The 21,085-nt window shown below is 36.1% G+C and carries 27 protein-coding genes and 1 tRNA gene; 7 read left to right on the top strand and 21 right to left on the bottom strand.

Annotated features, from left to right (window positions below):
- Nucleotides 1-276: 276 nt before the first annotated feature.
- From AC3G7N_RS18420 to AC3G7N_RS18385, 8 genes are all read right to left on the bottom strand, one after another.
- Nucleotides 277-762, bottom strand: a complete 486-nt coding sequence (locus tag AC3G7N_RS18420) for a DinB family protein (RefSeq protein WP_489423625.1) — start codon at nucleotides 760-762, stop codon at nucleotides 277-279.
- Between the two features lie 269 nt (nucleotides 763-1,031).
- Nucleotides 1,032-1,394: a hypothetical protein gene (locus tag AC3G7N_RS18415; protein ID WP_489423624.1), complete on the bottom strand. Its 363-nt coding sequence runs from the start codon at nucleotides 1,392-1,394 to the stop codon at nucleotides 1,032-1,034.
- Nucleotides 1,395-1,564: 170 nt separating this feature from the next.
- Nucleotides 1,565-1,963 (bottom strand): UPF0715 family protein, encoded by a 399-nt coding sequence (locus AC3G7N_RS18410; RefSeq protein WP_489423623.1) that lies wholly within the window; start codon nucleotides 1,961-1,963, stop codon nucleotides 1,565-1,567.
- Between the two features lie 174 nt (nucleotides 1,964-2,137).
- On the bottom strand, nucleotides 2,138-2,818 hold the full coding sequence (locus AC3G7N_RS18405) for a phosphatase PAP2 family protein (protein WP_489423622.1): 681 nt from the start codon (nucleotides 2,816-2,818) through the stop codon (nucleotides 2,138-2,140).
- Nucleotides 2,819-2,989: 171 nt separating this feature from the next.
- Nucleotides 2,990-3,151, bottom strand: a complete 162-nt coding sequence (locus tag AC3G7N_RS18400) for a hypothetical protein (RefSeq protein ID WP_489423621.1) — start codon at nucleotides 3,149-3,151, stop codon at nucleotides 2,990-2,992.
- A gap of 178 nt (nucleotides 3,152-3,329) precedes the next feature.
- Nucleotides 3,330-3,824, bottom strand: a complete 495-nt coding sequence (gene rraA, locus AC3G7N_RS18395; protein ID WP_489423620.1) for a ribonuclease E activity regulator RraA — start codon at nucleotides 3,822-3,824, stop codon at nucleotides 3,330-3,332.
- 461 nt (nucleotides 3,825-4,285) lie between these two features.
- The gene (locus AC3G7N_RS18390) at nucleotides 4,286-4,771 is read right to left on the bottom strand and encodes a DinB family protein (protein ID WP_489423619.1); all 486 of its coding nucleotides are present in this window, start codon (nucleotides 4,769-4,771) and stop codon (nucleotides 4,286-4,288) included.
- Between the two features lie 171 nt (nucleotides 4,772-4,942).
- Complete coding sequence (locus AC3G7N_RS18385) at nucleotides 4,943-5,386, bottom strand: VOC family protein (RefSeq protein ID WP_489423618.1); 444 nt, start codon at nucleotides 5,384-5,386, stop codon at nucleotides 4,943-4,945.
- A 431-nt stretch (nucleotides 5,387-5,817) separates the two neighbouring features.
- On the opposite strand from AC3G7N_RS18385, the gene AC3G7N_RS18380 reads away from it, so the two are divergent.
- Complete coding sequence (locus tag AC3G7N_RS18380; RefSeq protein ID WP_489423617.1) at nucleotides 5,818-6,726, top strand: glycine betaine ABC transporter substrate-binding protein; 909 nt, start codon at nucleotides 5,818-5,820, stop codon at nucleotides 6,724-6,726.
- A gap of 193 nt (nucleotides 6,727-6,919) precedes the next feature.
- Here the strand turns inward: AC3G7N_RS18380 and AC3G7N_RS18375 are convergent, their stop codons facing one another.
- The 13 genes from AC3G7N_RS18375 to AC3G7N_RS18315 all read right to left on the bottom strand — a co-directional run bounded on the left by AC3G7N_RS18375 (nucleotide 6,920) and on the right by AC3G7N_RS18315 (nucleotide 14,740).
- Nucleotides 6,920-7,393, bottom strand: coding sequence for a hypothetical protein (locus AC3G7N_RS18375; RefSeq protein WP_489423616.1), 474 nt, complete (start codon nucleotides 7,391-7,393; stop codon nucleotides 6,920-6,922).
- Between the two features lie 159 nt (nucleotides 7,394-7,552).
- Complete coding sequence (locus AC3G7N_RS18370) at nucleotides 7,553-8,062, bottom strand: hypothetical protein (RefSeq protein ID WP_489423615.1); 510 nt, start codon at nucleotides 8,060-8,062, stop codon at nucleotides 7,553-7,555.
- A gap of 328 nt (nucleotides 8,063-8,390) precedes the next feature.
- Nucleotides 8,391-8,463: transfer RNA gene (locus tag AC3G7N_RS18365), tRNA-Val, on the bottom strand.
- Between the two features lie 89 nt (nucleotides 8,464-8,552).
- Nucleotides 8,553-9,398 (bottom strand): class I SAM-dependent methyltransferase, encoded by an 846-nt coding sequence (locus AC3G7N_RS18360; protein ID WP_489423614.1) that lies wholly within the window; start codon nucleotides 9,396-9,398, stop codon nucleotides 8,553-8,555.
- Nucleotides 9,399-9,441: 43 nt separating this feature from the next.
- Nucleotides 9,442-9,921 carry a DUF4825 domain-containing protein gene (locus AC3G7N_RS18355; RefSeq protein WP_489423634.1) on the bottom strand — a complete coding sequence of 160 codons (480 nt, stop codon included), beginning with the start codon at nucleotides 9,919-9,921 and terminating at the stop codon, nucleotides 9,442-9,444.
- Nucleotides 9,922-10,125: 204 nt separating this feature from the next.
- Nucleotides 10,126-10,611 carry a GNAT family N-acetyltransferase gene (locus tag AC3G7N_RS18350; protein WP_489423613.1) on the bottom strand — a complete coding sequence of 162 codons (486 nt, stop codon included), beginning with the start codon at nucleotides 10,609-10,611 and terminating at the stop codon, nucleotides 10,126-10,128.
- 162 nt (nucleotides 10,612-10,773) lie between these two features.
- The gene (locus tag AC3G7N_RS18345; protein ID WP_489423612.1) at nucleotides 10,774-11,331 is read right to left on the bottom strand and encodes an AAA family ATPase; all 558 of its coding nucleotides are present in this window, start codon (nucleotides 11,329-11,331) and stop codon (nucleotides 10,774-10,776) included.
- Nucleotides 11,332-11,363: 32 nt separating this feature from the next.
- The gene (locus AC3G7N_RS18340) at nucleotides 11,364-11,624 is read right to left on the bottom strand and encodes a hypothetical protein (protein ID WP_489423611.1); all 261 of its coding nucleotides are present in this window, start codon (nucleotides 11,622-11,624) and stop codon (nucleotides 11,364-11,366) included.
- A 136-nt stretch (nucleotides 11,625-11,760) separates the two neighbouring features.
- Nucleotides 11,761-12,501: an alpha/beta hydrolase gene (locus AC3G7N_RS18335; RefSeq protein WP_489423610.1), complete on the bottom strand. Its 741-nt coding sequence runs from the start codon at nucleotides 12,499-12,501 to the stop codon at nucleotides 11,761-11,763.
- Between the two features lie 262 nt (nucleotides 12,502-12,763).
- On the bottom strand, nucleotides 12,764-13,300 hold the full coding sequence (locus AC3G7N_RS18330; RefSeq protein WP_489423609.1) for an ATP-binding protein: 537 nt from the start codon (nucleotides 13,298-13,300) through the stop codon (nucleotides 12,764-12,766).
- A 114-nt stretch (nucleotides 13,301-13,414) separates the two neighbouring features.
- Nucleotides 13,415-13,672 carry a DUF5412 family protein gene (locus tag AC3G7N_RS18325; RefSeq protein ID WP_489423608.1) on the bottom strand — a complete coding sequence of 86 codons (258 nt, stop codon included), beginning with the start codon at nucleotides 13,670-13,672 and terminating at the stop codon, nucleotides 13,415-13,417.
- 299 nt (nucleotides 13,673-13,971) lie between these two features.
- Nucleotides 13,972-14,289, bottom strand: coding sequence for a hypothetical protein (locus AC3G7N_RS18320; protein ID WP_489423607.1), 318 nt, complete (start codon nucleotides 14,287-14,289; stop codon nucleotides 13,972-13,974).
- Between the two features lie 61 nt (nucleotides 14,290-14,350).
- Complete coding sequence (locus AC3G7N_RS18315; RefSeq protein WP_489423606.1) at nucleotides 14,351-14,740, bottom strand: hypothetical protein; 390 nt, start codon at nucleotides 14,738-14,740, stop codon at nucleotides 14,351-14,353.
- A 266-nt stretch (nucleotides 14,741-15,006) separates the two neighbouring features.
- Between AC3G7N_RS18315 and AC3G7N_RS18310 the strand changes: the two genes are divergently transcribed.
- The 6 genes from AC3G7N_RS18310 to AC3G7N_RS18285 all read left to right on the top strand — a co-directional run bounded on the left by AC3G7N_RS18310 (nucleotide 15,007) and on the right by AC3G7N_RS18285 (nucleotide 20,955).
- On the top strand, nucleotides 15,007-15,159 hold the full coding sequence (locus tag AC3G7N_RS18310; RefSeq protein WP_489423605.1) for a hypothetical protein: 153 nt from the start codon (nucleotides 15,007-15,009) through the stop codon (nucleotides 15,157-15,159).
- A 155-nt stretch (nucleotides 15,160-15,314) separates the two neighbouring features.
- On the top strand, nucleotides 15,315-17,045 hold the full coding sequence (locus tag AC3G7N_RS18305; RefSeq protein WP_489423604.1) for an ABC transporter ATP-binding protein: 1,731 nt from the start codon (nucleotides 15,315-15,317) through the stop codon (nucleotides 17,043-17,045).
- On the top strand, nucleotides 17,035-18,843 hold the full coding sequence (locus AC3G7N_RS18300; RefSeq protein ID WP_489423603.1) for an ABC transporter ATP-binding protein: 1,809 nt from the start codon (nucleotides 17,035-17,037) through the stop codon (nucleotides 18,841-18,843). Before AC3G7N_RS18305 ends, AC3G7N_RS18300 begins: the two co-directional genes overlap by 11 nt.
- A gap of 296 nt (nucleotides 18,844-19,139) precedes the next feature.
- Nucleotides 19,140-19,862 carry an alpha/beta hydrolase gene (locus AC3G7N_RS18295; protein WP_489423602.1) on the top strand — a complete coding sequence of 241 codons (723 nt, stop codon included), beginning with the start codon at nucleotides 19,140-19,142 and terminating at the stop codon, nucleotides 19,860-19,862.
- Between the two features lie 152 nt (nucleotides 19,863-20,014).
- Nucleotides 20,015-20,530 carry a YjcG family protein gene (locus tag AC3G7N_RS18290; protein WP_489423601.1) on the top strand — a complete coding sequence of 172 codons (516 nt, stop codon included), beginning with the start codon at nucleotides 20,015-20,017 and terminating at the stop codon, nucleotides 20,528-20,530.
- On the top strand, nucleotides 20,530-20,955 hold the full coding sequence (locus tag AC3G7N_RS18285) for a GNAT family N-acetyltransferase (protein ID WP_489423600.1): 426 nt from the start codon (nucleotides 20,530-20,532) through the stop codon (nucleotides 20,953-20,955). Before AC3G7N_RS18290 ends, AC3G7N_RS18285 begins: the two co-directional genes overlap by 1 nt.
- Nucleotides 20,956-21,085 lie beyond the last annotated feature (130 nt).

Genomic DNA, 21,085 nt, shown 5'->3' with positions numbered 1-21,085 from the left:
ATTCTTTAGCATTTTCTTGTTAAACTCTACTTCTGCTTTAGTTAAGAACATTCCTTTACAATCTGCCATCTATTTTAACATAAATATCCAGCTACCTTTGAGAAGGATCTACCACAAAATGGCCCCTTCAAATGAAAAAATGAACGCTTTTTCCAGATAAACGCCCTTTAATTGAATAACTAAATTATGATCTTATTCATAAAAATCACTTAATTGTTATTAAACTAACACCAGTTAGTACAACAAGATAACGACTAAATTATTTTCTTTTTTACATTAATTATTCGAATGAGAGGAAAGACCCCGTCCAATAAGGTTTGCAGACACAGGCTTTTTCCCTACTTCCCTTGCCCAAATTGATAATTGTCCTATATGGTGAATTTCATGGGCAATGACATGCCGTATAACTTCACCCCAGGTATCCGTTACAATTCTTCCATCTTGTAGGGTATCGTAAAATAATTGATTTTCCATACTGTCATCCCAGTTGTTCACAAAGTTCTCCACTTCCGTTCGAAATTCAGCGTCCAATTTACGTACCTGATTCAAGCTCTTATAACCATCGAAACTCTCCTCAAAGTCTGTTTTACCTTGTAAAAGGCGTATCCAACTCCATTCTACATCAACTATATGGAAGAGTGTATGCAGTATACTACCTACTCCGCCAGTTCGGTTGCGTAGAAGATCTTCTTCACTTAACTCCTCACACCACCGATACCATTCTTCTCTGACCATCCAGTTATATTGAAAGAATGTTTGCAATGAACTCCCTCCATATTTCAAGAATATAACAACTGATAAAATACTTCTGAGAATAAAACAAAACTAACTCCAGTATTACTATTCCAACTAACTAGTATAAATTCATTCTTAAATCATGAACATTGTTTAAGTTTAAATTGTCAAAACATTTATACTAATAAATATTTTATAGCCAAGCGTTATTCAACAACCTGGCCCTTTAATTCAAGATGAGGTGCTAATCCTCATTCAAGGAATGCGCCCAATCGTTGAATAATACTAAAAGGTAGTTATTCTATTGCTTTGTCCTCACCGAAGATATGAATTTGTTTTAGGAGTCTATCATTTTGTTTTGAAACATAGTTGACGGTGTAGACTTTTTCTTTTTCAATTAAATTCCATACCATAGGTTCTTTTACTAATATTTTAATTTCATAACGTTCATTAGATGAATTGGGAGGAGCTGTTATGATAAAAGCTTCTTTATTGTCCTTAGAGTAGCCCTTTTCCAAAACTGTAATGACTGCTGTTGTTGTTGAAACTGATGAAAAAAAGTAAACTAAAATAACTGCTATTACAATTATCGCAATGCCTAACAAGGGAAATAATATTTTTTTATTTCGAATAATACTATTTATATCTAATCTTTTCACCATAACCCTCCCTATACTCTGTTGAGTCTTCAATTTGCTAATCCCATAGACTACTCTTCCAGTAACCTGCTTCGTTATTGGAACAGAGATGCATTGCTTTATTAAAGGAAAACACCTGTTTGTATAATAAGAAGTTTCTTCTCTTTACAAGCCTTATTCATCTTCATTGATTAGTTATTTTGTAGGAAGATTGAGTCAAAAATCCAAAACACAATAGCAGCTAAGATAACAATAATATAAAAATTTAATATTATAAAAGGATTCTCTCTAAACATTGCAATAATGGCAATAGCAGCAGCAGCAGCAATAAAAGCCCCAAATACGTAAATTACATAATAAAAAATATTATATTTCTTAGGGTATCGATTTAACTTCAATTGAATTGGGGTAGCAAATAATACATAGAAAATAGAATAATAAAAAGTAAAAACTATAATAGCTATATAATGGAAGTCAATTAAAAAGACTGTAGTAATTATGCTAAGCGTTAATGCTGAACAAATTGAGCAGAGTAGAGAACAAAACACCATACTCGAATCTACCCTTATTTTACCGTTTACATTATCCATAAAAACACTTCCAACGATTAATTTTAATTAGCTATACTTTAATTAACATATTAGTAACTTTTCTTCTATCGCTACCCCACTACTATAGCTTTAAGAACATTCCTTCACAATCTGCCATCTATTTTAACATAAATATCCAATTACCTTTGGAAAAGGTCTTCAACAACATGGCCTCTAACTCTCCTCGCCCATATACCTTTTTTTATGAGTGGATCGTTCCTTTATTGGCAGCAAGGAGTGGATATAAATGCTCAATAACAGCCAAGCCCCACCTGCAACAAAACCACCCAAAACATCCAGTGGATAATGAACACCTAAAAAGACACGGCTAAGTCCAATTAAAAATATTAATATAGCTACTGTTGTCCAGGTCCTTACTGATTGAGCTTTTGATCGTGATATATATCGGCTAAATAAGAAAGTCAGTAAACCGAAAAAAGCGATAGAGTTCATGGAATGTCCACTTGGAAAACTATAATAACTAGCATGTACCAAAGGCTCCAATTCCGGTCTAGCAACCTCAAAAATGGACTTTAGCAGGTGATTGACTTGTCGCACACCAATAAGGTTATACGCCAACAATGCAGCAATCCAATAATTTTTTCTAACCAAAAAATATAGGATCAAAACTACTGTTATTGGATAGGATATATATCCTGATCCGATATAGGTAATAATCGTAAACAATGGGATCCAGCCAGACCTAAAGAAGTTATAAAGATTTGACCCAAACCTTTTATTCAGTTCGGTCAAATCCGGTTCACCATAGGCTAATGCCAGTGCTACAAAGAAAAATATTAATAAGATAGCTCCTGTAATTAGATATCCTTGTTTTCTTTTGAATGACACTGACATAGGTTAATCCTCTCCCTAGATTTGTTCAGTAGCTAAAACTTTTAATTCGCTATTTAACTTATTCGAACAAATCACGATTGGTTGTATGTATTTGTACATCTTAATCAAGGTTGGTATTCAGCACTCTATATAATGTGTCTATAATCGGATACACTTATTCTCATCAATCCTTCACCTATCACTGTATGCAGAATCATTGTACATTGAAGTCTTTCCATAGCTTCTGGCATCACTTTCGAACCGCCATTCTTCACTGACTGGATGAGTAGGAATTTGCATTTCTTCAATTAATTCTGAACATAAATATCCAATCTTCTTATAAAGTGATGCCATACAATATGGCACAAAGAAAGAACGCATTTCTCACTTCAGAAATGCGCCCCATTAGTTGAATTAGAACTTACAAATTGACATCTAACCCTTAGATCAAAGACAGGTAAAATACATTCACAATCCGAAAAATTCTAAGATTGTTACCGGTTATTACCAAAATCGTTTTCCCCGTTTGGTCCTATGAATAATCCGTTAAAAGAGGTTGTTTAGAAATAATAACACCGTCCTCATCCGCGTAAACATATTCTTCTGGCCTCCAGTCGACTCCACCGAAGTGAAGAATACTATTACGTTCGCCAGTTCCATTTTTTTTACTTTTTAGCGGATGTGTTCCTAATGCAAGAATGCCAACATCTATTTTAGCAAGATCAACAGAGTCTCTAACATAACCGTTTATAATAATGCCTGATAGCTTTCTTGATTGCGCGATGCCTGCTAAACGATCGCCGAGAAGTGCGCATCGACTAGAACCACCACCGTTTACAACAATGACAGAGCCTTCTGGTACATTTTCAAGTGCTTCCACGATGAGCACGTTATCCTCATAGACATTTACCGTTTCAATTTTCCCTGAAAAACGTTTCTTTTTTCCAAAAGAACGGAATGCAATATTGCTAATTTGTAGTGAATCTGAATGATCGTCGCATAAATCAGTAGTTTTAAATTCTAACAAAGCGATCCCTCCTAATATTTTTCTATCCTAAGTTAATTCAACATTCATTCCTAGAATCCCTTTTTAAAAATTAAATGCTGCTCAAAACTTTCACCATACTCAGTGTATTCCACAACCTGGCCCTATATATAAATAAAGAACGCAATTCTCATTTCAGAACGCGCCCGTTTCTTGAACTATACTGTTCAAAATGTAACTGGGTAAATGAATGATGCAAAGTCGAAATTACGTACATAAGATAAATAGAACAAAAATTGTTTAGGACTGGGATATTATTTAGTCAACAAAGTGGAGGATTAGTCCCTCCGCTTTGCTTTCATTTTTTTATGAACAATGAAAATTCCCCACGTCCATCAAAAAAGATTCCTTCACTTGAGAATGAAAACTCCTACATAATATGGTCCGATTCAAAAGGACGCCTTGTTAAACAATCGCGCTCTATAGTGGAAGAAATAATAAGATTACTTATCACTACGATACCAGCTTTTTTGCAACTTCCGTATATAAACGATTTGACCAATATGATAGGCGTTATGCGTAATAGCATTTCCGAGTAACTCATGCCAATTAGCAGGTACAGGGAATCCATTTACGTCACTTTCGAGTTTTTTCTCGGTCAGTAGACCTTGCCATTGTAACAGCACCTCTAATAGTTCCTCTTTTAATTCATTAAACATTTTGTTTTCTGGAATAATAAAACTTTTATCGTTATCCTCAATAGACAGAACAGCTTTAAAATCAGATTTTTCGTATCTTATTTGCCATGTTTCATTCCAGTAAATTAGATGCTGCACAATTTCAGCGATACTATGACTATCTTCAGTTGGCCTCCAAAATGCTTCTTCCTCTGATAAATTTTGAACTGTTTCTGTAAATGGAAGATACCAGCTAGGGTCATTGGCATTTGCTAAGAACTGATCTAATATAACATCTTGAACACGTGACATGATTTTCATCTCCTTCATAATAAAGGTACAGAGAATTTATAAGTAACTTCATACTTTTAAAGCAGAAATGGGCGCGATTTTTTTCTGAATGGCGCCCATTAATTGAAGACCGATATTCGTTGATAAAGGAGTGCCATCCAGCGGCGGATGGATAAGTGTTGTTATTTAAATCTAATCTTTAATGATCAACATGTTTGAGTCATCAAATTCCCAGTTTGAGCCATAAGCAACCTCCCAATAATAACCATCAGGATCATTGAAATATCCTCCATAGCCTCCCCATGATAATGTTTCCGGCTCCTTTACAACCTTGGCACCGACTTTTTTGACTAATTGAAGAATATCATCAACCTCTGTTTCAGATTTCGCATTATAAGCAAGAGTGACACCCGAGAACCCTTCTTTTGATAATTCGGGAGGATTTTCTTCATTGATATCCTTTGCCAATTCTTCAATTGGAAATAACTCTAACTTTGATCCTTCATTTTTAAAGAACACAATAACAGGTTTTTCCTCGTCTCCTGTGACCGATGCTTCAAAACCGATGTCACGATAAAATTTAAGTGATTTCCCAATATCTCTTACACCTAAAGTAATGAGATTAATTCTATTCATACAGAAATCAACTCCTTTAAGAATACTTCTTATTTTAAGAGTTCGACAAATGAATAAACTTTCCTCTTTAAGATGCTAACTTTCTTTTATATTGATAACGTATGCCTTTAAATAACCTTTATCAGAAGGTATCCAAGCTTGCACTCCACTCACGGGGGCTTTAGTTTAGAAGAAAATTTTAACAACATTAATTTCTAACCAAAATACGAATGAATGGTGTAAGACAGAGAAAAACGTGACAAAATGAACTCATTATTCATAAAGATTGTTATTTATCCAAAACTGTACAAACTATTTGTACAGAAATAACTTTATTTAGCGTTTGATTAATACACATAAAAGATATAACATTAAATAAGTTGTTCTTGATGAAAACGGTTCATGAAAATTGAAGGAATAACAATTTGTAAAACGGAGGAGTATTATACAACATGTTTAACTTCAAATGGAAAAAATTAGGGGTGATTGCTAGTTTATCCTTATCCCTTATTGTTACAGGCTGTGGATCCACTGATGGAAATCCGCAGACTGAAGGTAATGTTAGTGAAGAAATGGATTATACAATTACAGGTCTTGAACCTGGTGCTGGACAAACGGAACTGAATAACCAAGTTATAGCTGAGTATGAAAATCTTGATGGTTGGCAACAACAAACATCGTCAACAGGAGCAATGTTATCAGCCTTAGAGGAAGCTATTAATAACAAAGAACCAATTATGATTACAGCATGGTCTCCTCATTTTATGTTTGCCAAATGGGACCTAAAGTACTTAGAGGATCCTAAAGGTATCTTTGGAGAGGAACAACATGCTGCAACAATTGTTAGAAAAGGCTTAAAAGATGAACTGCCAAATGCTTATACGATTCTTGATCGATTCCATTGGGAAGTATCAGACATAGAATCAGCCTTGCTAACAGCTCATGAAGAAAAATTAGAGATGGATGAGTTAGCACAGCTGTGGGTGGATGAAAATCAAGAAGCAGTTGCAAAATGGACAGAAGGAGTAGATCCAGTAGATGGTACTCCAATAGAATTAGTTTCATCTCTTTGGAATTCAGAATTATTTACAGCAAACGTAGCTAAAATTGTATTGGCACAACAAGGATACAACGTTAAACTTACTCCACTTGATCCAGCTATTTTGTTTGAGTCAATTTCAACAGGTGATGCTGATGCTTCTCTTTCTCCATGGATGCCTACAACGCATGGTGCTTTATATAAGGAACATGAAGGTGAATTTATAGATCTGGGACCAAGCTATGAAGGTACCAAGATTGGATTAGCAGTACCAGCATATATGGAAGTTGATTCCCTTGAAGATTTTCAACCTGCAGAGTAAGTACACTAAATACTAAAAATGATATGCTCCCCCTTTACTTAATTTGGTTACTAAGGGGAGCATTTATTATGTTTAAAAGAGCTTACGATACATAGGATACGTTTAATCATTTACATTCATCAGGTTCTTTTTTCTTATTGAATTAAAGCGCCCAGTTAGTTGAATTGGAGGTTAGACACAAATGATAAATTATCTAATCCAATAGAAGTTCGTCTTTTTTATCTCCATATTCAATAATCAATTTAATTTTTTCATCCAACAGTTTTTCATTGTTATCGAAACGAGTTATCCCGTTCAGTTTGAGTTTATAGACCCCTTCTGATGATTCTTTCGCTGTAAAAACTGTTTGTTTCTTTTCTTCTGAACTTTTTTCTTCCTTTTTTAGCCCTAATGTTTTGTCTCCGATTTTAATTGAAACAGATACTGTTTCTTCATCAATTTTGCTATTAGTGACAATTTTAACACTATGTTCCGATTCAATATAATTTTCTAAGTTATAATAGGTCCCAGAAATATTATCTGAAACTTCCCAATTTCCATTAGTTCCTGTTTGGCTTAATGAAAATTGGATTTGCTTTTGACTATCTAAATTTTTGCCTTCATCAGCACAACCCACAATAACTAGTAAAAAAGATAAAAAAATAATAATTCCAAATGTTTTTTTCAAAAATAACCCTCCTAAATCCAACACGATTTATGCTGATTCTAACATATGCCGTCTATCAATTAAACTGCTGCTTTAGCTGAACAAGGGTCCAATTTCTTATTTCAGATAAGTACCCGTTTGTTGAATAGAAATAATAATGGTTTTAACTTTCGTGAGCAATTAAATTTCCTTCAGAGAACGCTTGAAACTTATATGGAGTGGTTCCCACATCCTCTTTTTTATAAAAAAGAAACGTTCTCCATTAGATTCGATAAACGAAACATTTTTAGGTTTTTCGTTACCAACTGATAGGGTAACCCTATCCACATCCGAGTTAGAAATCATCCCATAATATATACTAAAGAGCCGTTCATTCCCTTTTGATAGACCAGAAACTCCCCAAACGATACCATTTTTTTCTTCGGAATTGGGTTGAAAAGATGCTTCACCAATTATTTCTCCATTATCAAAACTTTCATTGAGGCTCCATCGACCTAGCCAGTTTTGCTGTAAGAACCCTACGTATATCCGTCCACTATCCCTGAAGAAGGTTATCCATTCTCCATCAATCTTTTCAATGGTCAAAACATTAATAGGTTTAGACCAATCACCAACATCTTTTAACACATCTTTTGCTTCAGGTAGCTGCTGGTGATTTTGATAAACAAAATAAAAACTTACTAATATCATTAAAACCAAAGTTCCAAACACAATCTTTTTAATAAAAAGTCCCCTCCAATCCAGAACTCTTTAATAGTACCTATACAAATTAGCATTATCTTGTTCAACAATCCTACTGCGTACTTTAAGTACATTTCTTCACAATCTCTAATATATTTTAACATGAATATCCAGTTATTCTCAGAAAAGATCTTCACAAACTGGTCCGTCTGTAGAAGATCAGATTGTATTATATTTTGCAGATAGCCTTGTCTACATATAGGCTTTTTTATGTCACATAAAAGAGAATAAAAAAAACTGAAACCCTATTTAATAAGGGTTTCAGGAACAGTGCTAATGACTCCGATTGGGCTCGAACCAACGACCTCTTGCCTGTCAAGCAAGCGCTCTCCCAGCTGAGCTACGGAATCGTATGAAGTTTATTACTACTTTTCCACTATATATTACTTTGAAATACTGTGTCAACAAGATATTTTACATTTATTGCAAATAACACGATTCATTCTGCACTAAACACAAAACTGGACATTGGGTTTACCTCATTGTTCTTGCTCAATTCTTCTAACGTGTTTACCTGCGATTTAATCAGTGATCTTAATTTCGTTGGCATACTACTAATTTCATCAAGCTCAACTTGATAGTCATTTAATGTGTTCTCAATTTCCCATTTACCGTCTTGCAGCGCGGTGGATGAAATGGATTGCTCATCCATTATGTTCCAACCTGTAAGACCAGCAATATTCTTGATATCGTCTGGGGTAAATAATGTGCGTACATTGGAAAGGCTATCTTCCTTGAAGCATTCATATTGTGCCTGGATAAGGATAGCTAAAAAGTGTGGTAATTCTTCCGCAGTCTTAATTCTGGTATCCCATTCAGCATAGCATAATTGTTTCCCCCATTTTTTGGCTTTCTTTAACACTTTGATCAGTTCTTCTTCCGATTTAAAATACCAGGAACAGTGAGATAGGACAATAAAGTCAAACGAACTTTCTGGAAACTCTATTTCGGATGCTAACACATCAATATTAAAGTCCATCGTGATCTGTTTACCCAGCCTTGATTTTTTCACGTAATTAGCGGCTTCACCTAATGTTAGCGGGCTTCCATAAGTAGGGGAAGCAATGTCGATCCCATGAACAAAGCCTTTCTCCCCAACAAGATGCGCCAATACGGCTGTAGTGTCACCTTGGCCACAACCTATCTCTAGCACTCTACTTCCTTTTTCTATACCCCAGAACTCGGCAAGTTTATAACGGTGCTCGGTTTGTATTCGCTGTATGTCCGAATTCCCGCCATGTACGGCCATGCAGTTTACAATCTGATCTATTACTACTTTATTCATAAATTCACCCCATACTTATCACTTTCAACTTGTTTATTACATATTAGTTTTCAAAGAACTCGTTTACTTTACCTTCATTTTTTAAATACTCCTGTGTAAGCTTTCGTAGGTCTTCTTTATTTGTAAATTCGCCTAATTCTTTACCATACCAACCTTTTAATTCTTTTCTAGTTACTGTATGAGTCTGGCCTTCAAAATCAAACGTGATCCAATCAGCATTTTTGACCAAAGCAAAAATAAACGTAGCATTATTTATAACTGTTTCTTTACTAGCATCATCAATGATCCTAGCTTCTATATTCCTGTACTTTAAACTCATTCCATATGGCTCTTCATTTGTTTCAAGTTCAAAACTCTCAACATGTTCACCATTTGGTAATTGCCTTATAATGTTTCCTACTGCACTATTATCACCTACATAGGAATCTTTAAATTGAAAAATATCTTCATTTACATTGTTGCTTGAACTACATCCGTTCAGGATCAGTAATAGTAGCAACGAAAAAAATATATACTTTATCATTTTCTTCACTTTAGTCCCCTTCCCCTTAACTTCACAAATACCATGTCCTTAAGTCCATTCTATCTTGTGCGTCTTTATTCGTTCTATATTTAAGAATATCATCACCAGGTTAATAGTCTAATGTCTTACATAATGCCTCAAAAAGTAGATAATCTAATGACTTTTGCCCTTAGACTTTTCAGTATAGAAAAATTAGCCATTGCATCATATTTTCAATACCATTCTTATTGTTTTTAAGATATGCCCCTCAAAGTCATCATCAAATTCAGATACAACCTTAAATCCCTTTGCATTGTAAAAGGTTGTTCCACTTTTATTATCTTTTTCTACATTAATATAAAATTCTTTCGCACCTTTGATGTTCTGTATTCCCTCATTTAGTAAAGCTGTTCCTATTCCATTCCCCTGGAATTCCGGGTAAATATAAATTGCTCCTAGCTCAGTGACTCCGCCTTCTTTTACAGGAGAATAATTCGCAAAGCCTACAACTTTTCCATTAACACTTGCAACGAACATAAAAGATCCTCTTAATCGTCTATTCATCATTTCGTTATTATAAGCAGATTCCAAAAAACGTTCCTGAATTTCGGAAGGAATAATCCCCGCATACGTGTAATTCCAGCTCGTTTTCGCTACGTGTTGTACCTGCTGTATATCCTCTACTCCCATAACACGAATGATATGTTCCATATTATATCAACCCTTCCAATTAGTTTATGAAAAGTGTTTTACACTCGCAGTTATGTTGAATTGTATATTGCTTAAGAGGTTTAATTTTCTTCTATAATTATGAATGAACCTCTATCTCTCAAAGAGATCCCCCAACAAACACACCATTAAATAAATTATTTCTCAAAATTGAAATTCTGTCTGGATTCTTTGGGCAACTTCTTTAGGACTCAAATTTGTGTTATTAATTCTAATATAATTCTCCCTGTCAATTTCTCCCTTTTTTGAGTTCAATCTAAGACTTTCCATACTTGCAAGTAAATTTTGTTCAGATTGCTCAATATTTCGTTTCGTTGGCTTATGCTCCATCCTATTTGGTGTTTTATTACGTTTTAATCTTTCTTCCACATCAGCTTCCAACTCAACAAAATAAATCTCCGCACCTTCTGAACTATAAATCTGACACATTTGTTCCACGGCTTTCCAATCCTCATCTTTATTAAACGTCCACACATAAGTGAAAATCATTCCGTTTTTATTGCTTTTTGAAAAACTCGTGAATATCTCCTCACGAAATAGAGTTGATAATCGCCACATTTCAGGGTTAAAACCAAAGAAAGGCTCTAATAAATCAATTGTCATGTGATTATGAAAAAGCTTTAAGTCAGTAATCTTTGCTAACTCCTGTCCAACAGTCATTTTACCTACTGCTTGTGGCCCAAATAACAAAACAAACTTCATATGTAATCCCCCCGGAAATTCTGCAAACCTTTTTATACGAAAAGCAAAAATGAAACTGCTAATAGAGCTATAAAAATACCCCTACTGATTAATCTTCCCCTTGTACTAACCCCAATCTTTCTCTCCACAAATCGTATATAACTGATCAGCAATAGATAGCCGAATATAGTTATAAAAAATCCTATTTGATTATCACGTAACACTGTAACTCTCATTGCAGCAATGGTTAGTAGGAGAATGCCTAAATAACCAATTGCAATGTATACATATGAGCTCTTTTTTTCATCATTCATTTAAATGTCTCCTTCGAATGGTTCAATTATAAATCGATAAAACAATCTACCAAAGAGATTCTTTTTGATTTGATAGCCTAGAACAAGCAAGCCAATTCCTAATTCAAGATAAGCACCCGTTTAGTAAACAGTAAAACTACCAAGCTAAGTCATCCAAGAATGTAAGAATGTCTTTGTTCACGTCGTTCATGTCTGTTCCTAATGTCATCAAGTGTGTAGAGTTCGGATACCCTTTCATTGTTTTTTGATTCGTCGTAACGCTTCGAAAAATTATCTCTGCGCTCTCTTTATACAATGGTTCATCTAATTCACCATATAATAAATTAATTGGTGAATTAATAAGGGCTAATTTATCCATTGTTACATCAATTAGCTGTTGGAACTCGACTAATGAATCAATAGACATATGTTGAAGAAGTTTCATTTCTGAATTTATTTGTTCTTCATGTTTCCCTTCAAGTAGTTTATATCTTTTTGCATAATAGGTGACACGCTTTTGTAGCGCAGAAACTTCCCTACGGACTGGCACCGACATCGTCACAACACCATTTACGTCAAACTCTTGCCCAACCTTTAGTGCAAACACGCCTCCAAGAGAAAGACCAATCACCGTTATTTTTTCAAAACCTTCATCTTTTAATAGCTGGTAACCGTTTAGTACATCCTGCCACCAATCAGATGGTCTATATGTGATGAGTTCTTCTGCCGTTAAACCATGTCCTTTAAATAGTGGTGCATAGCAAGAATAATTGTTCTTTTGCAAGTATTTCCCTAACTTTTTCATATCAATAGTGTTGCTTGTAAAAGAATGTAGCAATAATACGGCTTTCTCTCCGCCTTTATAGAAAAAAGGTTTAGGAGGTACTATTTTCATCATTATTAGAACCCCTCACTTATTTATCCTACCCCTAAGTAAGATATCTGAACATCGAATTCAACATAAACAAAAAGGCCATACTTTTTCATCAGAGTTTAACTTTATTGTTTTAAATAAACATATACTATAAAAATCACTGGATATGTTAATATACCAAAATCCTACATACCTTTCTAATTGATAATTAAAAATTCTGACAGGTAATGTGCGATAGCAACTCTTAACCCTATTAATGGAAGCATCCATTAACTCAATAACAATTTTAGTTTTCACTTAGATAATTTAGGACAATTTGAATTCGTTCCTGGACTGTATAATCTCCTTCAATCCTCAATACTGGACAAGTTAAGTCTGACATCCAATGTTCGTGTAATGTTTTACTTCTAACTTCCATTCCGGCCTCATCATATAAGGATGCCCACTTTATAAAAGCTTTTGATTCCTCATATTTACTACCACCAGCCAATATTTTATTACCATATCTTTGAAACTCTCTTTGTTGTAACCTTTCAAGTCTTATATTTTTGGGCGTCCATAAAAATATCACTAAATCAAAATAGGATTTAAAACTATCCCCCCAACCGCATAACGCTCCCGAAAGAGTTAAATTATCATACCTTAATAAATCTTCCATTAGCAATTTCTTTTTTTCATTTACTTCTCTTCGCTCTGTAAATTTTCTTATCCAGAAATAGTCATCCGTATCAAGATGGATATAAGGAAGTACATTTGATAACGATGTTCCAAGTGTCGATGTTCCTGAGCCAGAAGCACCGAAAATATGTATTTTTTTATTCATTTCTCTCCTCCAATGAGAACTCATTTAAAAATGTTATCAATACTAATAAATTAGTATTAAACGCTCTGTTTCTGGTTTAGGTAAATTCGTATGAATTTCCCCCTATTTTTCCTCTTAGTCATCTAAATTCAACGTATAATCATTAATCAAAACAGTGTGATTATTAACCCATTTAACCTCAACATGATCCACTCTGTCTTCAAAGTAGATTTGTTTTTTAAACCAAAGGGGTCCGTTTAATTCCCCCATTATTCCAAATGATCCTGCTGCTCCAGCATCTACCTGGTACAACTCGATTGTATAGTTATCATCAGGAGAGTGTGTTATTTTGATCAGTTCCTTACCCATCGAAAAAAATGATGTAAATAACATGGAAAGAAAAATAATGATAATGAGTAATGATATAGAAGCACCGTCAGCCAGCTACGTAACCTTGCCAACCAATTCGTCTTATCCTTAAAACCGACAATCGCAAAGATTAAAGCAATTATCGTAAGTACGAAAATTATGTAAATCGGGGGTGCAAGTTGCCATGTGTGGTGGTAGATAATTGAATAGAAGTAGTACAAAGAAATAATTAGAGAAACTAAACATAGATAAAATGACCATAGATTGAATTGTTTTGTCATGAATGACGGTGCACCTCCCTATTCTCATGGACAAATCTATCACTATTTATCTTTTTCATACTTCTTCCACTGTTCATAGTTATGCGCCAGGCTTAATAAATAACTGATTATTAAAATTACGGTAACAGTTAAATTATCCTTTGAATTCAACTCCCCAAACCAATATATAAAAATAACGAAAATAATAAAGATAGGTGCGGACCATAAGTCGCGAATCATCTTTCTCCGGTAAGTTAATTTATAGAAGTTTAATACAAATCCTTCATCTATTTTTTCGCTGTTCCTATACCTGACCGATTGTATTCTGTTAGTAATTAAGTAAACAATTACTAGTATGAAAAACGTTGGAAAAATGGACATCTTTTCCCCCTTGTGTTATTAGAATGAAATTAAAATTTTTGCGTAATAGGCCACTAAAAATCTACATCAAGATGTTTTTTATATCCTGTAATAGATCCTTGTGCTTTTTAGTAGTGATAAGTGGTTTCTTTCTAAGTGAATTAGCCTCATCGTGGGTAAAAATAAATGTGCCATCTACTAAAACATCAAAAGCATATGGCAATTTTCCTGTATCCCTTTCTCTTCCCTTACTAAAACCGAACATATATACATCTTGAGATTTCAACAGATCAAAGGTATCTCCTTCCATTTCTTTGACTTCCAGGCCGTCCAGCATGTTAAAAAGTTCATCTATTTTTGCGTTGTCCATAACTATTTTAAGCTTTTCTTCATTGGCTGTGTTTCCTTCTACTTTTTGAATGAAAAGGGTATTGACAAAGCTTTTATCTTTTATGAAATATCTTATGATCACCGCAAGAACAAGCAGATAATAAGGCTAGTGCAACTAAACAGATTAGGAGTGTTTGTTTCTTATTTTTAAGCATATTTCCTCCACATAATTATTCACTTAATATTAACATAATTCACTGTTACCTTGTAGGTGGACTTTGTGATGTTTACTGTGAAACCAGCCATTTGCTACCTACAATAGAACTCCATACATAGACCTCCCTATTCAGGTCAAGATAAGGAGATCAATACGAACAACTCACGTCAAACGAAAGGATGATTCTAAAAATGAGTGGCGACAAGGTAAACAACAAACATGCAAAAGGGCAGGACAAGGTAAAAGCTTACCAAGAGATTAACGATGAAGTCTCTAAAAACGATAAGTTAAAACATAAGCAACCAACTCCTCAACCACAGGATTTTGAAGAAATTGATTATTAAACCCCTGATACAGATAGTACTCTAATCGAAATGACTGCTGAGAACCCAGTACTTTATAGGGTTCTTTTATTTTGCCTTCCTCTGTTAATCCCAATCATAGATAAATCCCCCATTTCCTTATATAATAGAATCACTACATATCTGGAGGTCTACCAGTGAAACGTGTTCTTTCTTTTTTGAAACCATATAAACTCCCAATCGGGGTTGCATATACATTAACGTTGATCGAGCTTGCGACGGAGCTGCTTCTCCCCTTTTTCCTCGGGATGATGATTAATGAGGGTGTGATGAATAAAGATATCGGAACTATTGTAATGTGGGGAAGCATTATGATTGGGCTTGCGTTTGCTGCGTTTTTTGCTGGAATTATTAATTCATTTTATGCATCACATACGAGCTATGGGTTTGGGTATGATCTGCGCGAAAAACTGTTTAAAAAGGTGCAGGAGTTTTCATTTCGGAACTTGAATCAGTATCCGACTTCTGTCTTGATGACGCGGTTTACGAATGATGTACGGCAAATGCAGAACACCGTCTTCATGGGGCTTCGCATTATGGTGAAAGCGCCCTTGATTGTACTTGGTGGTGTGATAATGGCGTTTATTGTGAATGCCAAGCTTGCTCTTATTTTTTTAATTACCGTTCCGTTATTGGTTTTCTTTTTATTTTGGGTACTGAAACGCGCGAGTCGTTTGTTTGGAAGTGTCCAGCAGCGCGTTGATAATGTGAATCGGGTCATGCAGGAGAACTTGGCTGGTATGCGCTTGATCAAGGCTTTTTTGCGGCGGAACCATGAAGAAAATCGGTTCATGAAGGCTAATAAAGACTTGGCATCTGAAACGCGCTATACATTCCGCTTCGTCGAGGCTTCGATGCCGGTACTTCTTTTTGTGATGAACCTTAGCCTGATCTCGATTCTATGGTTCGGAAATAACCAGGTGCTTGCTGGAGAAAGCTCTGTTGGTGATATTGTAGCAATTGTTAATTATGCGCTGCGTGTTTCCATGGCGATTTCGATGTTCACGTTTATTACCTTAGCTTTTTCCCGTGCAAAGGCTTCAGCTACAAGGCTTGGCGAGGTATTAGATGTAAACGTTGATTTGCACGAGTCTGATGCTGCTGAGGCTGAGGCAGTCGTGAAGGATGGGAAAATTGACGTCACGGATGTTAGTTTTGCCTATAACACACACGACGCGAGAATTTTACAAGACATTTCTTTTTCTGTGAATGCTGGTGAATCTGTTGCGATTATTGGTGCAACTGGTGCTGGGAAAACATCGTTGTTTCAACTTTTCCCACGCCTTTATGATGTGAATAGTGGTGTCATTTCAATTGATGATAAACCGATTACTTCCTATACATTGAAACATTTACGTCGTGCGATTGGGTATGTGCCACAGAATCCATTACTTTTCAGTGGATCTGTTTTTGACAACATTGCCTGGGGTAAGGAAAACGCAACCGAAGAAGAAGTGATTCAAGCAGCACAAGACGCTCAAATTCATGACACAATTAAGGAGCTACCGGATGCGTACGAAACTAGGATTGGTCAGAAAGGTGTTAATCTTTCCGGTGGGCAGAAGCAACGCCTCTCGATTGCACGTGCTTTGATCCGTCGTCCAAAAATTTTAATGTTGGATGATTGTACGAGTGCACTTGATTTGGAAACAGAATCAAAGTTACTCGCTGCCATCGAGAAGGATAACTGCACAACGTTGATGATTACACAAAAGATCACGACTTCCATAGACGCTGACCGGATTCTATTGATGGATCACGGCCAGATCCTGGCGAACGGAAGCCATCATGAATTGCTGGAACAATCAGCGCTTTATCGTAAAATCGTGGAATCGCAGTTTGGAAAGGAGTATATCCATGCCAACTAATCAACTCAAAGAACCTTTCCAACAGAAACGCATTCCACTGGACAACGTAGCGAGTAAAAAGTCTAAGAAAGCGCACAATACGGCTGGTACCGTCAAACGCATTTGGTCTTATCTATTGCGTGATAAACTTACGCTCGGTCCTGTGATTCTAGCAGTTGTCATGAGCTCAGGTCTTGCCCTGCTTGGTCCCTATTTAGTTGGGATGGCGATTGACGAATACATTGTTACGCAGAATAATGCAGGGCTTGGCATGCTGCTCATTTGGCTCGTTATTATTTATTTATTCCACTCCCTCTCGATCTTCTTGCAAAATTACTGGATGGTTGGAATTGCGCAAAATACGGTCTATTCGTTACGAGAGGATTTGTTCAAGCAATTCCATCGTTTGCCGATCTCTTATTTTGACAAACGACAGCACGGCGAATTGATGAGCCGGGTAACAAATGATATTGATAACATTAACAACACCTTGAACCAATCGGTGATACAAATTTTTGCGAGTGTCCTTACACTCATTGGCACAGTTGTCGTAATGCTTTTACTTAGTCCATTGCTTACCCTAGTTACGATGACAATTATTCCGCTCATGTATGTTGGAATGAAATGGATTACCAAGCGAACAGGTCCATTATATAAATTGCAACAGCGCGATTTAGGTGAATTGAACGGCTATGTGGAGGAAACAGTTTCTGGGCAACATGTCGTTAAAACGTTTTCCCAGGAGGATCGTGTGATTGGCGAATTTGAAGAACGGAATAAAAAGCTCCGCCATACCGGATTTTGGGCCATGACGATTTCAGGTTTTATTCCAAAAGTCATGAACATGCTGAATTTCCTTAGCTTTGGCTTGATTGCATTAGTTGGTGGAATTCTTGCTGTTGAGAACATCATCACGGTTGGTGTCATCGTTATTTTCACCGAATATGCACGGCAGTTCACCCGTCCGTTGAATGAACTATCCAACCAATTTAATATTCTATTGTCTGCCGTTGCTGGTGCCGAGCGCGTTTTCAACGTAATGGATGAAAAACAGGAGGAAACAGATGAACAAACAGCAGTTGGTTTGCCAGAAACCACAGGCCATGTAATGTTTACCGATGTGTCGTTTGCGTATGAAGACACACCCATTCTGAATCATATTACTTTTGAGGCTAATCCAGGTGAGACCGTTGCATTTGTTGGGCATACAGGGGCCGGGAAAACAACCATCATCAATCTAATTGCGCGTTTTTACAATTATGATGCAGGAAAAATCACGCTCGATGATGTTGATATTAAGGATATTAAGCGTTCCAGTCTCAGGCAGCATATGGCTTTTGTTTTGCAGGATTCCTTCCTATTTAAAGGAACAATTATGGAAAACATCCGCTACGGCAGGTTAGACGCGACAGACGAGGAAGTCATCGACGCCGCAAAAAGTGCGAATGCCCATGATTTTATTGAACGTATGCCAAGTGGCTATCGAAATGTATTAGACCAAGAAGGAAGTGGCATTAGCCAAGGACAGAAACAACTGTTGACTATCGCACGTGCATTATTAGCTGATCCTTCTATCTTAATTTTAGATGAAGCGACAAGTAATATTGATACCATTACCGAAGTGACAATCCAAGATGCACTGAAGCGCCTAATGCGTGGTAGAACGAGCTTTGTGATCGCCCATCGGTTAAATACCATTCAGGAAGCTGACAAAATTATTATGCTGGAACATGGCAAAATCATCGAAAAAGGCAGCCATAGTGAATTGATTAAAAACAAAAGTCACTACTACAATCTTTTTCAAGGCCAGTTAACGTAGCAAAGCCGGATGCGCTTGTTCAGTAACGTATGGGTTTGGCTGTCCTGTTCCAGATAAAGGACAGCCAAAAGCGTACTTCTTTTGTGCTTGCCTTATCGAAGTGACTGGGAATGAAGTCCACTAGTCGGCGGGCGCTTCTAAACAATTTGAACAGAAATTCAGCATTTTTCGTGACTCTTGATTCATAGAAAATTGTCCATTTACGTGATAAAATATACGAACCGCTTTAATAAATAAGAAATTCGACAAAATTCGGGTGGTGACAGGCACCGCAGAGAAAAAGAGGTGTACCAAAATTGGGAAGAAAAGGAACAATGGTCGAAGAAGAAATCAATAGTAAGTACTTAGATGAAGTCATGACATTAAAAATATATCAACCTGAATCGTTTTCTCCTCTCTATAAATATCATATTTGCATTATGCAAGATGGAAATGATTATTATCAGCTTGGACGTGCAGCAACACTAAGTGATCGGCTGCACACGAATGAGGAAATCGAAAATACGGTATTTGTTGGGATTCATTATAATGACAAATATGATCGCAAGGAAAAATATCATCCAAGTGGCGAAAAACAAGAAGCTTATATTAGGTTTTTAGTTTATGAGGTTGTGCCGCTTCTTGAAGATCTGCTCCCTACCTACCATATGGGCGGGTCACGCACACTATTGGGCGATTCATTGGCAGGCACACTCGCATTGATGACTGCCCTTCGCTATCCACATACATTTGGAAAAGTCATCATGCAGTCTCCTTATGTGGATGATACTGTGATGGATGCCGTGAAAAATGCAAAAGATATCCATTCGGTTGCTATTTACCATACGATTGGAACTGATGAAACCGAGGTTGATACGACTGCTGGTACGAAAGAGGACTTTCTCGCACCTAACCGTGCATTAAATAAAGTTTTGGAAGAAAAAGGTGTTAGCTATATCTACCATGAGTTAGATGGCGAACATACATGGAAAGCATGGCAAAAGGACCTTAAACGTGCATTGACTTCTACGTTTAATTAACTTTTTAGAAAAATGTAACAAGTTTTTTGCCTATTTTAGATAAACATTTGTTATAATAGAGAGTAAACCAAATAAGAAACTAATGACATCAACGATCTAGCAGTTTCATCATTATAGTAATAAACACAAAAACTTAACTAGGAGGTTTTACTATGAAATACGGTATTGCAATATTTCCATCTAAGCCTATCCAAGATAAAGCAAACGCTTTAAGGAAGCGTTATGACCCACATTATTCGTTAATTCCACCACATATTACTCTGATAGAAGCTTTTGAGGCAGATGATGATACGATTCACCAGCTCGTTCCAAAACTACGGGCAGTTGCAAATGAAACTGCTCCACTCACAATCAATATAAATAAAGTCAGCACCTTTGCACCTGTAACCAATACGATTTATATGAAAGTGGAAGCGTCACAGGCACTAATTGACTTATATGAAAAATTGCAATCAGGTGACCTCGCTGCTAATAAAGAATATTCCTTTGTGCCACATATCACCGTCGCACAAAAGCTATCCGATCAAGAATACGCAGACGTTTATGGTAGCTTGCAAATGAAAGATACCCAGTTAGAAGACATCGTTGATCGCTTCCAGCTGTTGTATCAACTTGAAAATGGTTCATGGACTGTTTATGAATCATTTGTGTTTGGAAATGAAAAATAGTGGATATCAAAATTGTAAAAACAGATGGAGAACTGGAGCAAGCCTACCATGTTCGTACGGTCGTGTTTGTCGATGAACAGCAAGTCCCTCCTGAAGAGGAACTTGACGAATACGACAAAGATGCGATTCATTTTGTTGGGAATCTAAATGGCGTTCCCATTGCTGCCAGCCGTTTACGGTTCGTCGATTCCTATGGAAAACTTGAGCGCATCTGTGTTTTAGATACCGAGCGTGGAAAGTCCTACGGAAAAATGATGATGCAGCGAATGGAATTGGAAATAAAGAATAATGGTTATAAAAAGGCAAAATTAAATGCACAAACACATGCGGAAATTTTTTATCAGCGATTAGGATATGAAACGATATCAGGAGAATTCATGGATGCTGGCATTCCACATGTTACGATGGTTAAAGAGCTACACTAAAAAATGTCAGTTTGCTGGACTTCTGGTCTGCAAGCTGGCTTTTTTTTTAATTATTTCTATATATCAACACTCATTCCGATTTATCAACGTTCGTATCAAGATATCAACGCTCATCCCGACTTATCAACTT

Source organism: Virgibacillus carmonensis (genome assembly GCF_057836705.1).
This window is presented reverse-complemented; position numbering and strand designations above follow the sequence as displayed.